The sequence below is a fragment of the Streptomyces sp. NPDC099050 genome, from assembly GCF_044759865.1.
Taxonomy (GTDB): Bacteria; Actinomycetota; Actinomycetes; order Streptomycetales; family Streptomycetaceae; genus Streptomyces.
This window is the reverse complement of sequence record NZ_JBIWAE010000003.1, coordinates 48564-61512: the sequence shown is the minus strand read 5'-3', so window position 1 is coordinate 61512 and position 12949 is coordinate 48564. Positions and strand designations below refer to the sequence as shown.

The 12949-nt window shown below is 68.9% G+C and carries 13 protein-coding genes and 2 pseudogenes; 8 read left to right on the top strand and 7 right to left on the bottom strand.

Going from position 1 to position 12949, the window contains the following annotated elements:
* Positions 1–133 precede the first annotated feature (133 nt).
* The 4 genes and pseudogenes from ACIQV3_RS06220 to ACIQV3_RS06205 all read right to left on the bottom strand — a co-directional run bounded on the left by ACIQV3_RS06220 (position 134) and on the right by ACIQV3_RS06205 (position 1253).
* Positions 134–397: a hypothetical protein gene (locus tag ACIQV3_RS06220; RefSeq protein WP_403710262.1), complete on the bottom strand. Its 264-nt coding sequence runs from the start codon at positions 395–397 to the stop codon at positions 134–136.
* Positions 398–486: 89 nt separating this feature from the next.
* Positions 487–675, bottom strand: a pseudogene (locus ACIQV3_RS06215) (hypothetical protein); the annotation flags it as partial.
* Positions 676–804: 129 nt separating this feature from the next.
* Positions 805–921, bottom strand: a pseudogene (locus tag ACIQV3_RS06210) (N-acetylmuramoyl-L-alanine amidase); the annotation flags it as partial.
* 92 nt (positions 922–1013) lie between these two features.
* The gene (locus ACIQV3_RS06205) at positions 1014–1253 is read right to left on the bottom strand and encodes a hypothetical protein (protein WP_403710261.1); all 240 of its coding nucleotides are present in this window, start codon (positions 1251–1253) and stop codon (positions 1014–1016) included.
* A gap of 455 nt (positions 1254–1708) precedes the next feature.
* Here ACIQV3_RS06205 and rpsL point away from each other — a divergent pair, with 455 nt between their 5' ends.
* The 4 genes from rpsL to tuf all read left to right on the top strand — a co-directional run bounded on the left by rpsL (position 1709) and on the right by tuf (position 6066).
* Positions 1709–2080 (top strand): 30S ribosomal protein S12, encoded by a 372-nt coding sequence (gene rpsL / locus ACIQV3_RS06200; RefSeq protein ID WP_007265893.1) that lies wholly within the window; start codon positions 1709–1711, stop codon positions 2078–2080.
* Positions 2081–2083: 3 nt separating this feature from the next.
* Positions 2084–2554, top strand: coding sequence for a 30S ribosomal protein S7 (gene rpsG / locus ACIQV3_RS06195; RefSeq protein WP_215023410.1), 471 nt, complete (start codon positions 2084–2086; stop codon positions 2552–2554).
* A gap of 39 nt (positions 2555–2593) precedes the next feature.
* The gene (fusA, locus tag ACIQV3_RS06190) at positions 2594–4723 is read left to right on the top strand and encodes an elongation factor G (protein ID WP_403710259.1); all 2130 of its coding nucleotides are present in this window, start codon (positions 2594–2596) and stop codon (positions 4721–4723) included.
* A gap of 149 nt (positions 4724–4872) precedes the next feature.
* Positions 4873–6066 carry an elongation factor Tu gene (tuf, locus tag ACIQV3_RS06185; RefSeq protein ID WP_112447760.1) on the top strand — a complete coding sequence of 398 codons (1194 nt, stop codon included), beginning with the start codon at positions 4873–4875 and terminating at the stop codon, positions 6064–6066.
* 213 nt (positions 6067–6279) lie between these two features.
* Here tuf and rfbC read toward each other — a convergent pair whose 3' ends face one another.
* Positions 6280–6879 carry a dTDP-4-dehydrorhamnose 3,5-epimerase gene (rfbC, locus tag ACIQV3_RS06180; RefSeq protein WP_403710257.1) on the bottom strand — a complete coding sequence of 200 codons (600 nt, stop codon included), beginning with the start codon at positions 6877–6879 and terminating at the stop codon, positions 6280–6282.
* Positions 6876–7751: a glucose-1-phosphate thymidylyltransferase RfbA gene (gene rfbA, locus ACIQV3_RS06175; RefSeq protein WP_403710255.1), complete on the bottom strand. Its 876-nt coding sequence runs from the start codon at positions 7749–7751 to the stop codon at positions 6876–6878. The genes rfbC and rfbA overlap by 4 nt, the downstream gene beginning before the upstream one ends.
* A 217-nt stretch (positions 7752–7968) precedes the next feature.
* On the opposite strand from rfbA, the gene rfbD reads away from it, so the two are divergent.
* The 4 genes from rfbD to ACIQV3_RS06155 all read left to right on the top strand — a co-directional run bounded on the left by rfbD (position 7969) and on the right by ACIQV3_RS06155 (position 11127).
* Entirely contained in the window at positions 7969–8889 is a 921-nt protein-coding gene (gene rfbD / locus ACIQV3_RS06170; protein WP_403710253.1) for a dTDP-4-dehydrorhamnose reductase, read from the top strand.
* A 211-nt stretch (positions 8890–9100) separates the two neighbouring features.
* A complete protein-coding gene (locus ACIQV3_RS06165; RefSeq protein WP_403710251.1) occupies positions 9101–9790 on the top strand; it encodes a glycosyltransferase family 2 protein in 690 nt (229 codons plus the stop codon).
* Complete coding sequence (locus tag ACIQV3_RS06160) at positions 9787–10209, top strand: DUF2304 domain-containing protein (RefSeq protein WP_403710249.1); 423 nt, start codon at positions 9787–9789, stop codon at positions 10207–10209. Before ACIQV3_RS06165 ends, ACIQV3_RS06160 begins: the two co-directional genes overlap by 4 nt.
* Before the next feature lie 6 nt (positions 10210–10215).
* Entirely contained in the window at positions 10216–11127 is a 912-nt protein-coding gene (locus tag ACIQV3_RS06155) for a glycosyltransferase family 2 protein (protein ID WP_403710247.1), read from the top strand.
* Positions 11128–11197: 70 nt separating this feature from the next.
* On the opposite strand, the gene ACIQV3_RS06150 is transcribed toward ACIQV3_RS06155, so the two are convergent.
* Positions 11198–12859 carry a hypothetical protein gene (locus ACIQV3_RS06150; RefSeq protein ID WP_403710245.1) on the bottom strand — a complete coding sequence of 554 codons (1662 nt, stop codon included), beginning with the start codon at positions 12857–12859 and terminating at the stop codon, positions 11198–11200.
* Positions 12860–12949 lie beyond the last annotated feature (90 nt).

Here is a 12949-nt window from a genome sequence, read left to right as displayed (position 1 = left end):
TCAGTTTAGGTCGGGGATGGGCCCGCCCGGCGTCGCGGCGTTGGGATGTCGCGCCGGATTTCGGGGGTCCGGCGGGTCCATCGGCCCCCATTTCGCAGGGCCGTTGGGCCGGGCGGCCGCCTCCGGCGGGGGATCACCTGGCGGTGATCCGCCACGCGGTCATGGCGATCGCGGAGACCGCCGCCATCGCGGTGACGCCGGCGAGCGGCCGGCGGGCCCGCTCGAGGGCGTCCAAGCGGGCCTCGTGGTCCGCGAGCTGACGGTCGGTCTGGTCGCCGCGCTGGACCAGGAGGGCGAGCGAGCCGTCGACCCGGGCGAACCCGGCCTCCATGGTGCCGCGCAGCCGCTCCAGTTCCACGGCGGCGGAGAGCGGGTCCGGGGTGTGCGGATCCGTCATGCGCGCTCGTCCCGCGGCCGCGGGGTCCGGCCGTCGGCCTCGGGGGCGGTACGGGTGACGAGGGCCGGGAGCGCGCGGCCGGGGTCGCACGGCCACTCGGTGCGGAGCCATCCGGGCAGGACGGCCTGTACGCCGGGCAGCGCCATCACCCGGGTGAGGGCGCCGGCGGCGGTGAGGGCGGCGGCGACCCAGGGCAGGGCCGCGGGGATGCCGGACGCGTCGACCAGGGCGGGCAGCAGGACGGCTATCGCCAGGGCGGTCTGGACGAGTGTGCGCAGGGTGCGCTTGCCGGCTTCGGACGTGGGGGTTCCTTCTTTCGGTGGAGCGCGGGGGGCGCGGTTGTCAGCCGGGGCGGCCGCCCGTGGCGGAGGCGAGGGGGCCGGGGAGCGCGGCGTAGCCGTCGTGGCCGGGCCCCAGGCGCCCCTGTGGTTGCGGTTGTGTGTGCGCCAGCCGGGGTGCTCGATGGCGGTCACCCCTTCGGTGTGGAGCGCGGCGAGGAGGGCGTCGGCGGTGAGGGGGGCCATGTCGGGCCCCTTCGGGCATGAAAAGGCTCCGGGCCGGGGGGTGGCAGGTGGCTCGGGGCAGGGCGGCTTGGGGCCGGGCGGGGCGGGGTGGCTCAGCTCTGGGTGCCGAACCTCATGAGCGGCTGGGCGTAGACGAGCCCGGTGCCGCCGGTGACCATCGCCTGGATCTCCACCTTGGCCAGGCTGCCGAAGCGGCCGGTGAAGTCGTCGGTGACGGCAGCGGTGCGGTCGAAGAGGGTGCCGGCGGTGACCGGATCGCCCCGCTGCGGCCCGTCCACGAGGATCCGTACCTGCCCGGTGACCCCCGCCGCGGCGGCGGTGGTGCACTGCACCGAGGCCGCCGCACACTCCGTCGAACCGGGGCGCGGCCGGGGCGACGGCCTCCCCGCACTCGCGCGGGAATGACCCCGCGCGGGACGGGGGAGCCGCCGCGGACGAGGGGGACGGAGGCCTCCGCATAGCACACGCGCACCACGGCCGCACATCGGAGGGACTGCATCCCGGCCTCGGCCTTGTGGAGACTGGCCCCGGGATCCTTCGGGCTTCCGGGTCAGGGGCTTTTGTTTTGACCGGAGTGGATGCGATGGGTACGCTCAGACCTTGTGCCTGGGGTGTGCCTGGGCTCCTGTGCGTGTCCATCAACCGCACTCGAGCCGTAGTCGGCCACCGCGATTCATGCGTTTCCACGCTTGCGTGGAGGTCCGCCGGATCCGACACACCCGACCGCGTGGGTCGGCAAATGTTCCAGGTTAGCTTCACTACACGGCACACAGAAACCGGAGAAGTAGTGCCTACGATCCAGCAGCTGGTCCGTAAGGGCCGGCAGGACAAGGTCGAGAAGACAAAGACCCCCGCGCTTGAGGCTTCGCCCCAGCGTCGTGGCGTCTGCACGCGAGTGTTCACGACCACCCCGAAGAAGCCGAACTCGGCGCTGCGTAAGGTCGCGCGTGTGCGTCTGACCTCTGGCATCGAGGTCACCGCTTACATTCCGGGTGAGGGACACAACCTGCAGGAGCACTCCATCGTGCTCGTGCGTGGTGGCCGTGTGAAGGACCTGCCGGGTGTTCGTTACAAGATCATCCGCGGTGCGCTTGACACCCAGGCTGTCAAGAACCGCAAGCAGGCCCGCAGCCGCTACGGCGCCAAGAAGGAGAAGTAAAAAATGCCTCGTAAGGGCCCCGCCCCGAAGCGCCCGGTCATCATCGACCCGGTCTACGCATCTCCTCTGGTGACGTCGCTCATCAACAAGATCCTCCTGAACGGCAAGCGCTCCACCGCCGAGCGCATCGTTTACGGCGCCATGGAAGGCCTCCGCGAGAAGACCGGCAACGACCCGGTCATCACGCTGAAGCGCGCGCTGGAGAACGTCAAGCCGTCGCTCGAGGTCAAGTCCCGCCGTGTCGGTGGCGCCACCTACCAGGTGCCGATCGAGGTCAAGCCGGGTCGTCAGTCGACCCTCGCGCTGCGCTGGCTCGTGGGTTACTCCCGCGCCCGCCGCGAGAAGACGATGACCGAGCGCCTCATGAACGAGCTGCTCGACGCGTCGAACGGTCTTGGCGCCGCTGTCAAGAAGCGCGAAGACACGCACAAGATGGCCGAGTCCAACAAGGCCTTCGCGCACTACCGCTGGTAGTCCGAACCCACATCGAGACCGAGAGAAGACTGAGCCGATATGGCTACCACTTCGCTTGACCTGGCCAAGGTGCGCAACATCGGCATCATGGCCCACATCGACGCGGGCAAGACGACCACCACCGAGCGCATCCTGTTCTACACCGGTGTGTCTTACAAGATCGGTGAGGTCCACGACGGCGCTGCCACGATGGACTGGATGGAGCAGGAGCAGGAGCGTGGTATCACCATCACGTCTGCCGCTACCACCTGCCACTGGCCGCTCGAAGATGTTGACCACACCATCAACATCATCGACACCCCGGGTCACGTCGACTTCACCGTCGAGGTGGAGCGTTCGCTCCGCGTCCTCGACGGTGCCGTCACCGTCTTCGACGGTGTGGCCGGCGTCGAGCCGCAGTCCGAGACCGTTTGGCGTCAGGCGGACCGCTACGGCGTCCCGCGCATCTGCTTCGTCAACAAGCTGGACCGCACCGGCGCCGAGTTCCACCGCTGTGTCGACATGATCAAGGACCGCCTCGGTGCGGTTCCGATCGTCATGCAGCTCCCCATCGGCGCCGAGATGGACTTCCAGGGCGTTGTCGACCTGGTCACCATGAAGGCGTTCGTCTGGTCCGCCGAGGCGACCAAGGGCGAGATGTACGACATCGTCGACATCCCGGACACCCACACGGAAGCCGCTGAAGAGTGGCACGCCAAGCTGGTCGAGACGGTCGCCGAGAACGACGACCAGATCATGGAGCTGTTCCTCGAGGGCGTCGAGCCCACCGTCGAGCAGCTGCACGCCGCTGTGCGTCGCATCATCATCGGCTCCAAGGGCGACAAGGGTGCCACCGTCACCGCGGTGTTCTGTGGCACGGCGTTCAAGAACAAGGGCGTTCAGCCCCTGCTCGACGCCGTCGTCCGCTACCTCCCGTCGCCCCTGGACATCGAGGCCATCGAAGGCCACGACGTCCGGGACGCCGAGGTCGTCGTGAAGCGCAAGCCGTCTGACGAGGAGCCCCTCGCGGCGCTCGCGTTCAAGATCATGCGCGACCCGCACCTCGGCAAGCTCACCTTCGTCCGGGTTTACTCGGGCCGCCTGGAGGCCGGCACTGCGGTGCTGAACTCCGTCAAGGGCAAGAAGGAGCGCATCGGCAAGATCTACCGCATGCACGCGAACAAGCGTGAAGAGATCGAAGCGGTGGGCGCCGGTGACATCGTCGCCGTCATGGGCCTGAAGCAGACCACCACCGGTGAGACGCTGTGTGACGACAAGAACCCGGTCATCCTGGAGTCCATGGACTTCCCGGCCCCGGTCATTCAGGTCGCCATCGAGCCCAAGTCCAAGGGTGACCAGGAGAAGCTGGGTGTCGCCATCCAGTCTCTCGCGGAGGAGGACCCCTCCTTCCACGTTCACTCGGACGAAGAGACCGGCCAGACCATCCTCGGCGGTATGGGCGAGCTGCACCTCGAGGTGCTGGTCGACCGTATGAAGCGCGAGTTCAAGGTCGAGGCCAACGTCGGCAAGCCGCAGGTCGCTTACCGCGAGACGATCCGCCAGACGGTGGAGCGTCACGACTACACCCACAAGAAGCAGACCGGTGGTACCGGTCAGTTCGCCAAGGTGCAGATCGCGATCGAGCCGATCCTCGAGGCCGACGGTCCGGCGTACGAGTTCGTGAACAAGGTCACCGGTGGCCGCATCCCGAGGGAGTACATCCCCTCGGTCGACGCGGGTGCGCAGGAAGCCATGAAGTTCGGCATCCTCGCCGGCTACGAGATGACTGGCGTCCGCGTCATTCTTCTCGACGGTGGCTACCACGAGGTCGACTCCTCCGAGCTCGCCTTCAAGATCGCCGGTTCGCAGGCGTTCAAGGAGGCCGCGCGCAAGGCTTCTCCCGTGCTCCTCGAGCCGATGATGGCCGTCGAGGTCACCACGCCGGAGGAGTCCATGGGTGACGTCATCGGTGACATCAACTCCCGCCGTGGCCAGATCCAGGCCATGGAGGAGCGTCACGGCGCTCGCCTCGTGAAGGGCCTCGTGCCCCTCTCGGAGATGTTCGGCTACGTCGGAGACCTCCGCAGCAAGACCTCGGGTCGCGCCAGCTACTCGATGCAGTTCGACTCCTACGCCGAGGTTCCCCGGAACGTCGCTGAGGAGATCATCGCGAAGGCCAAGGGCGAGTAACTCTTCCGAGTACACGCTTTAGGCTTGTCACCGGAGCCTCTGGGGCAACAGGAGCAACCCTCCCGTTGTCCCCGGGGAACCGGCTATCCAGCAAAGATCACCTGGCGCCGATCTGTAAGGCGTACAGAACCACTCTCCAGGAGGACCCCGTGGCGAAGGCGAAGTTCGAGCGGACTAAGCCGCACGTCAACATCGGCACCATCGGTCACATTGACCACGGTAAGACGACCCTCACGGCCGCCATTACCAAGGTGCTGCATGACGCGTACCCGGACCTGAACGAGGCCTCGGCCTTCGACCAGATCGACAAGGCTCCCGAAGAGCGCCAGCGCGGTATCACCATCTCCATCGCGCACGTCGAGTACCAGACCGAGGCGCGTCACTACGCCCACGTCGACTGCCCGGGTCACGCGGACTACATCAAGAACATGATCACCGGTGCCGCGCAGATGGACGGCGCGATCCTCGTGGTCGCCGCCACCGACGGCCCGATGCCGCAGACCAAGGAGCACGTGCTCCTGGCCCGCCAGGTCGGCGTTCCGTACATCGTCGTCGCCCTGAACAAGGCCGACATGGTGGACGACGAGGAGATCCTGGAGCTCGTCGAGCTCGAGGTTCGTGAGCTCCTCTCCGACTACGACTTCCCGGGCGACGACCTTCCGGTCGTCCGCGTCTCGGCGCTGAAGGCGCTCGAGGGCGACAAGGAGTGGGGCGAGAAGCTTCTCGGCCTCATGGCTGCCGTCGACGAGGCGATCCCGACCCCGCCGCGTGACACCGAGCTGCCGTTCCTCATGCCCGTCGAGGACGTCTTCACGATCACCGGTCGCGGTACCGTCGTCACCGGCCGTATCGAGCGTGGTGTCCTGAAGGTCAACGAGACCGTCGACATCATCGGTATCAAGGAGACCAAGACCACCACCACGGTCACCGGTATCGAGATGTTCCGCAAGCTGCTCGACGAGGGCCAGGCGGGCGAGAACGTCGGTCTGCTCCTCCGTGGCATCAAGCGCGAGGACGTCGAGCGCGGCCAGGTCATCATCAAGCCCGGTTCGGTCACCCCGCACACCGAGTTCGAGGCCCAGTCGTACATCCTGTCGAAGGACGAGGGTGGCCGTCACACCCCGTTCTTCAACAACTACCGTCCCCAGTTCTACTTCCGTACCACGGACGTCACGGGTGTCGTCACCCTGCCGGCCGGCACGGAGATGGTCATGCCGGGCGACAACACCGAGATGACGGTCACGCTGATTCAGCCGGTCGCCATGGAGGAAGGCCTCAAGTTCGCCATCCGTGAGGGTGGTCGTACCGTGGGCGCCGGCCAGGTCACCAAGATCACGAAGTAATTCGTGTTCTGACCTGGTAGCTCGCTGACGCGGGCACCACGTTTGACAGGAGGGCCCCTGCCCCGTCGTTCACGCGACGGGGGAGGGGCCCTTCGTCGTACGTGCCTTCCCTACGTGCCTTCCCTGCGTGCCTGCGCGCCGCGGGCGGGCACACGAAGAGGGCCGCACCCCGGGGGTGCGGCCCTCTTCCGTACGTCGCTCAGTGCGCGGCGGTCACTTCACCCGCAGCGACTCCGTGAACTCGACACAGGCGGCGTAGTCCGGCAGCAGGCCCGACGCGGCGGCGTCGGCCAGCGAGGGGGCCGCGTCGTCGCGGGCGGACAGCAGCGGCACGTCCGCCGGCCAGTCGATGCCCAGGTCGGGGTCGAGCGGGTGGACCGAGTGCTCGGCCGTCGGGTTGTACGTCTCCGAGCAGATGTAGGACAGCGTGGCGTCGTCCGTCAGCGCGCAGAAGCCGTGGCCCATGCCCTCGGGCAGGTAGACGGCACGCCGGTCCACGTCGTCCAGGCGGACGCCCTCCCAGCGGCCGAAGGTCGGGGAGCCGACCCGGATGTCCACGATGATGTCCAGCACGGCGCCGCGCACGCAGGTGATGTACTTGGCCTGGCCGCGCGGGACGTCGGCGAAGTGGATGCCCCGGACCACGCCGCGCTGGGAGACCGAGAGGTTGGCCTGCGCCAGCTTCAGCGGGTGCCCGACGACCTCGGCGAGGTGGTCGAAGCGGTACCACTCCATGAACATGCCGCGCGGGTCACCGTGCTGCTGGGGCGTGATCTCGAAGACTCCCTCAATGGAGAGTTCGCGGAACTTCATCGTGCGGCTTCCTCTTCGAGCAGACCGATCAGGTAGTCGCCGTAACCGCTCTTGGTGAGCGGTTCGGCCAGTGCGCGCAGCTGCGCGGAGTCGATGAGGCCCGCCCGCCAGGCGGCCTCCTCGATGCAGCCGATCTTGAACCCCTGGCGCTCCTCGATGACGCGCACGAACTCCGAGGCCTGCACCATCGAGACGAAGGTGCCGGTGTCCAGCCAGGCCGTACCGCGGTCGAGGATCGTGACGTTCAGCTCGCCGGCCTGGAGGTACGCGTCGTTGACGGCGGTGATCTCCAGCTCGCCGCGGGCGCTGGGCTTCAGGCCGCGGGCTATCTCCACGACGCGGTTGTCGTAGAAGTACAGACCGGGCACGGCATAACGGGACTTCGGCTTCTCGGGCTTCTCCTCGATGGAGATGGCCTGGCCGTCCGCGTCGAACTCGACCACGCCGTAGGCCGACGGGTCCGCCACCGGGTACGCGAAGACCCGGCCGCCCTTGGAGTCGGTGTGCTGCGCCAGGCGCGTGCCGAGGCCGCTGCCGTGGAAGATGTTGTCGCCGAGGATCAGTGCGACGGAGTCGTCGCCGATGAAGTCGGCGCCGAGCACGAAGGCCTGGGCGATGCCCTCGGGGCGTTCCTGGACGGCGTACTCCAGCCGGATGCCGAACTGCGAGCCGTCGCCGAGCAGACGCTCGAACTGGTCGCGGTCTTCCGGGGTGGTGATGACGAGGATTTCGCTGATCCCGGCCATGACCAGCGTAGAGAGCGGGTAGTAGATCATCGGCTTGTCGAAGACGGGCAGCAGCTGCTTCGACACGGCCCGCGTCAGCGGCCAGAGTCGGGATCCGGTGCCGCCGGCCAAGAGAATTCCACGCATGGCGACAACCCTATGCGAGAGGGCGGGGCAGTTTTCGATTCGGACCGTGCCGAACGCACCACACGGCTACTGTTCGGATCATGCGCATCCTGGTGAGGGGCGGATCCTGGCCCAGACGGAACGACGAGTTATCGGACAAGGGCATTTCGCGGTACGGCAATGGGGAAGCCGGCCATGGATGTGCCCCGCGGGCCGAGCAGAAGGCGGCGCCGCAGAAGTGACCGGTGACGGGGGGAAAGGCCGCTGGCTCGTTACGGGCGCGGCCGGAATGCTGGGCCGGGAAGTGCTGGCCGAACTGCAGCGCCATGAGATCAAGACCGTCGGCCTCAGCCGTGCGGAGCTCGACATCACCGATCCGGGGGCCGTCCGGTCCGCCGTCGAGGGCGCCGCCATCGTCGTCAACTGCGCCGGCTGGACCGATGTGGACGGAGCCGAGACGGCCGAGGAGGCCGCCGCCGCCGTCAACGGCACCGGCGTACGGATCCTCGCGGCGGCCTGCGCCGCGACCGGCGCGCGGCTGCTCCAGATCTCCACCGACTACGTGCTTCCCGGGGACGCCTCGGAGCCCTACGCGGAGGACGCGGCCACCGGGCCCGTGAACGCGTACGGCCGTTCCAAGCTGATCGGCGAGCGGGCCGTGGCCGAACTCCTGCCGCAGGACGGCTATGTGGTCCGCACCGCCTGGCTGTACGGAGAGCACGGCCCGAACTTCGTCGCCACGATGCTCAAGCTGGCCGCGCAGCGGGACACCTTGGACGTGGTCGACGACCAGCAGGGCCAGCCCACCTGGTCCGTCGCCCTCGCCGGGCGGCTCGTCGAACTCGGACGCGCCGCGCTGGACGGCCGGGCCCCCGCGGGCATTTACCACGCCACCGCGAGCGGCGCGACCACCTGGTTCGGGCTGGCGCGCGAGGTCTACCGGCTGTGCGGCCTGGACCCCGAGCGGATCCGCCCGACCACGTCCGAGTCCTTCGTCCGGCCCGCGGTCCGCCCCGCCTTCAGCGTTCTCGGACACGCCCGGTGGGCCGAGGTGGGCCTGGTACCGATGAGCGACTGGCGGGAGCAGCTGGCCGATGCCCTGGCCACCCCCGGTTTCACCGTTCTGGCCCGGGCGGCCCGGGACCGCCGGGCGCTCTGAGGACGTCACTGGACAACGAGCCGTGTGTGTGATCGTTGCCTGCGGGCCAGCTTCGGGGTGCCCGAACTCGCTATGCTAGAAGGCCTGGGGCCCCGACACACGGCCGACGTGAACGGCCCGGACTTGAGTGAGCTCGGAGACGGCGATGCCGAATTGCGACCTCACACCGATCACTGAGCACTCGTACGTGCCTCGTTCCGTTGGAGCTACCGTGTCCGAATACGACGATGTCTGGCTGGTCATACCCGCCTATAACGAGGGCCAAGTGATCGCCGGCGTAGTCGAGGCGGCCCGGAAGACCTTTCCGAACATCGTCGTCGTCGACGACGGCAGCACGGACGATTCGGCGGAGCACATCGCGACCACCGGCGCCCACCTGGTGCGGCACCCGGTCAACCTCGGTCAGGGCGCGGCCCTGCAGACCGGCCTGACGTACGCGCTCGCCCAGCCCGGAGCCCAGTACTTCGCGACCTTCGACGCGGACGGTCAGCACCAGACCAAGGACGTCGAGACGATGGTCGCGGTCCTGCGGGCCGGTGACGCCGACGTGGTGCTCGGCTCCCGGTTCATCGAACAGAACGGCCAGGTGCCGTGGATCAAGCAGGTCGTCCTGCGCACGGCCGCCGCCGTCAGCCCCACCGCGCGCAAGCTCAAGCTCACCGACGCGCACAACGGTCTGCGCGTGCTGGGCCGTGAGGCCGCCGAGCGGCTGAACATCACGATGAACGGCATGGCCCACGCCTCCGAGCTCGTCGGTTTCCTCGCCGGCTCCGACCTGCGGGTCACCGAGGTCCCGGTCGACATCCTCTACACCGACTACTCGCGCGCCAAGGGTCAGTCCCTGATCAACGGCGTCAACATCGTTTTTGACATTTCACTGCGGGAGCGTGGGCGTCGATGAAGTACTTCTGGATTCAGCTGCTGCTGATCGCCGGTTCGGTGTCCATGGCACTGATGTTCATACGGACCTGGAGCCAGGCCCAGAACCGTGCCTGGAAGCGCATCGCCTTCTCGGCCTTCGTCGTCGTCAACGTGTACGCGGTGCTCCGCCCGACGGACGTCACCTGGGTCGCCCAGCACCTCGGCGTCGGCCGCGGCACCGACCTGGTGCTCTACATGATGGTGCTCGCGATGGGCTTCCTCACGCTCAACACCTTCCTGCGCTTCCGGTCGCTGGAGAAGAAGATCACCGACCTCGCCCGGACCGTGGCCATCAACGAGGGCCTGCGGCACAACGACGTCCGGCTCGGCGCGAGCGACGACGCCCCCGCGGCCACCGGCGCCGAGTCCTCCACCGGCACGGACTCCGTGAAGGCCTGACGCCCCGTGGGGTCCTTCGACTTCATGCTCCCGTACTACGGGGACGTGGGGCAGATGCAGGACGCGGTCCGCAGCGTCCTGGCCCAGACCGACCGGGACTTCCGGCTCGTCGTGATCGACGACGGCGGGGAACCGGAGGTGCCCGGCTGGTTCGAAGGGCTGGGCGACCCGCGGGTGCGCTACCTGCGCAACGAGCGCAACCTCGGCATCACGAAGAACTTCCAGAAGTGCGTCGAGCTCTCCGAGGCCGACCACGTCGTCATCATGGGCTGTGACGACCTGCTGCGCCCGCACTACCTGGAGACCGTGCGCGCGATCCTCGGCGCCCACCCCGGGATCGGCATGGTCCAGCCCGGCGTCGAGGTGATCGACGGCTCGGGCCGGGTCGCGCGGGGCCTGACCGACGCGGCCAAGCGGTGGATGTTCGCCCCGCGGGTCAAGGGCCGGGCCCTGATGGCCGGTGAGGAGCTGGCCGCCAGCGTCCTGCGCGGGAACTGGCTCTACTTCCCGTCGATCACCTGGCGCGGACCGGCGCTGCGCCGGGTGAACTTCCGGGACGGCTACTCGGTGCTCCTGGACCTGGCCCTCGTCGTGGACCTGCTCGAAGCCGGCGAGCGGATGGTGATCGACGGGACCACCACGGTCTTCCAGTACCGCCGCCACGCGGACAGCGAGTCCTCCGTCCAGGCCGTCTCCGGTACCCGCTTCACCGAGTCCGAGCGCTACTTCTCGGCCGTCGCCGAGCGGATGGAGGCCCGCGGCTGGCCCAGGGCCGCCCGCGCGGCCCGGCTGCGCTACGGCTCCCGACTGCACGCCCTGCGCATGCTGCCCGGAGCGCTGGGCCGCGGGCACCGGGCGGGCGTCCGCACGCTGGCCCGGCACGCCTTCGCCGCCGGGCGGGCCTCCGGGCGGGGCTGAGGAACGAAGAACGGCCCGCCACCGGTCCGAGGACCGGTGGCGGGCCGTTCGCGTACCTACGGCGCGTGCGTCAGTTCTTCTTCGTGCGCTGCAGCGGGGTGTACGTCGAGCACTTGCCGCGAGGCGCGTACTTCGAGCACTTCCCGTTGGGATTGCCCGTCACGTGCGAGGTCCAGGCCAGGGTGCCGAGGGTGTTTTCGGAGGGCTTCCTCGGCATGTACGCGTCGGCCGTGGCCGAGCCCGCCGAGCCGAAGAGCAGCCCGAGCGCGACCAGGATGCCGATCACCGTGGCCCGGGGCTTGCGCCGGGCCGCCTGCAGGGCTTCCCGGCCGGGGAGCCGTCCCTCGTTGGCCCGGGTCCAGGCCGCGATGCGCTGCGCGCCGAGGTACACGGCCAGGCCCGACAGCGCGAGCAGGCAGTAGACGATCTGCAGGCTGGTGCGCGGGTACAGCTGCACCGCGCCCTCGGCCGACATGTGCGAGGCGTACCAGTAGCGCAGCAGGAAGGCGCTGCCGGTGCAGGCCAGCAGGGTCAGCACCAGCGGCCTGCGCAGGCCGAGCGCGATGACCGCGCCCAGGCCGACCACCAGCAGGATGGTGAAGAGGCCGACGCCGCCGAGTTCGCCCGGCAGCGGCCACCCGAGGGAGCGCAGCGGGCCCGGGAAGGCCGAGCCCTGCATGGCGAAGTAGGCCGGGTCGCTGGCGGAGTCGAAGTAGAAGTAGGTGTCCTTGGTCGATCCGCTCGCACGGAGCAGGCGGATCATGTACGGCCCCGCCAGCGCGAGGAAGACGACGGTGGTGGCCGCCAGCGGCAGTACCGCGTCCAGCAGTCCGCGGACCCCGCCCGAGCGGGCGCGGCCGGTCAGGATCACGGCGAAGAGCACGACCACGCCGACCGCGGACCACACGAACCAGCCGGCGTACAGCAGGAACAGCGCGGCGAGCAGTGCTCCGAGCCCCGCACCGATCGTGAGCGAGAGCTTGCGCCCGTACTTCGCGGACTCCATCACCACCTGCGCGAGCTTGGCCAGCACGGGGATGACGATGATCAGGACGACGGGGGAGTACGGCTTGTACGGCTCCATCAGCGGCAGGGAAGCCGTGACGCCGATGCCGAGGGCCCACAGCGGCGGCAGCAGCATGCGCCAGGCCAGGTAGGCGGCCGGTCCGGAGATCGCCAGGAAGCCGATCATCACCCACTTGACCGCGACCGAGGCGTTGCCGTCGAAGAACAGCTGGGCGACCCACGCCAGCAGGTGCGGGAAGCCGGGCGGGTACTCGGGCAGCAGCGGCACCCCGTCCATGACGTGGTACGCCCACTGCTGCAGGTTGCCGACGTCACCGCCGTACGCGTTGAACGTCCAGGAGGTTCCGCGCAGGGCCACCACGCTGCCGCTCGCGGTCACACCGGTGGCCAGGCCGGCCACGGCCGCCGCGCTGATCCGCACCGCCGCGGTCGGCATCCACCGGGTCAGGACCAGGTAGAGCACCACGGTCGCGGCCAGCAGCACCAAGAGCCGCAGCTGGATGCCGGCCAGGCCGCTGACCTGCCCGATCCGCTGCATGGGGTTCACGTCGAGGCGCATGCTCAGCAGGACCAGGAGGATCGCCGCGGAAACGGACACGACCGCCTCGGCGGCCGTGAGGGCGAAAGCGCGGGATATCCGACCACTGGAGCCGCTCGGGGCCCGGTGCTCGGCTACCGGGGCGGGCGCGGGAGCGGTGACAGTCATGTCCGCTGACTTTACCGTCACGAGGCCCCCCGCCATGACCTCGGGCCGCCCGCTTCAGGTACCCCGTTCGGCCCCGTTGGTACCGTTGCC

What these genes read in the sequence shown, in the direction of transcription:
- ACIQV3_RS06220 (WP_403710262.1), bottom strand. Translation starts at nt 397, where the DNA reads ATGACGGATCCGCACACCCCGGACCCGCTCTCCGCCGCCGTGGAACTG.
- rpsG (WP_215023410.1), top strand. Translation starts at nt 2,084, where the DNA reads ATGCCTCGTAAGGGCCCCGCCCCGAAGCGCCCGGTCATCATCGACCCG.
- fusA (WP_403710259.1), top strand. Translation starts at nt 2,594, where the DNA reads ATGGCTACCACTTCGCTTGACCTGGCCAAGGTGCGCAACATCGGCATC.
- rfbC (WP_403710257.1), bottom strand. Translation starts at nt 6,879, where the DNA reads ATGAAGTTCCGCGAACTCTCCATTGAGGGAGTCTTCGAGATCACGCCC.
- rfbA (WP_403710255.1), bottom strand. Translation starts at nt 7,751, where the DNA reads ATGCGTGGAATTCTCTTGGCCGGCGGCACCGGATCCCGACTCTGGCCG.
- ACIQV3_RS06160 (WP_403710249.1), top strand. Translation starts at nt 9,787, where the DNA reads ATGAAGTACTTCTGGATTCAGCTGCTGCTGATCGCCGGTTCGGTGTCC.
- ACIQV3_RS06150 (WP_403710245.1), bottom strand. Translation starts at nt 12,859, where the DNA reads ATGACTGTCACCGCTCCCGCGCCCGCCCCGGTAGCCGAGCACCGGGCC.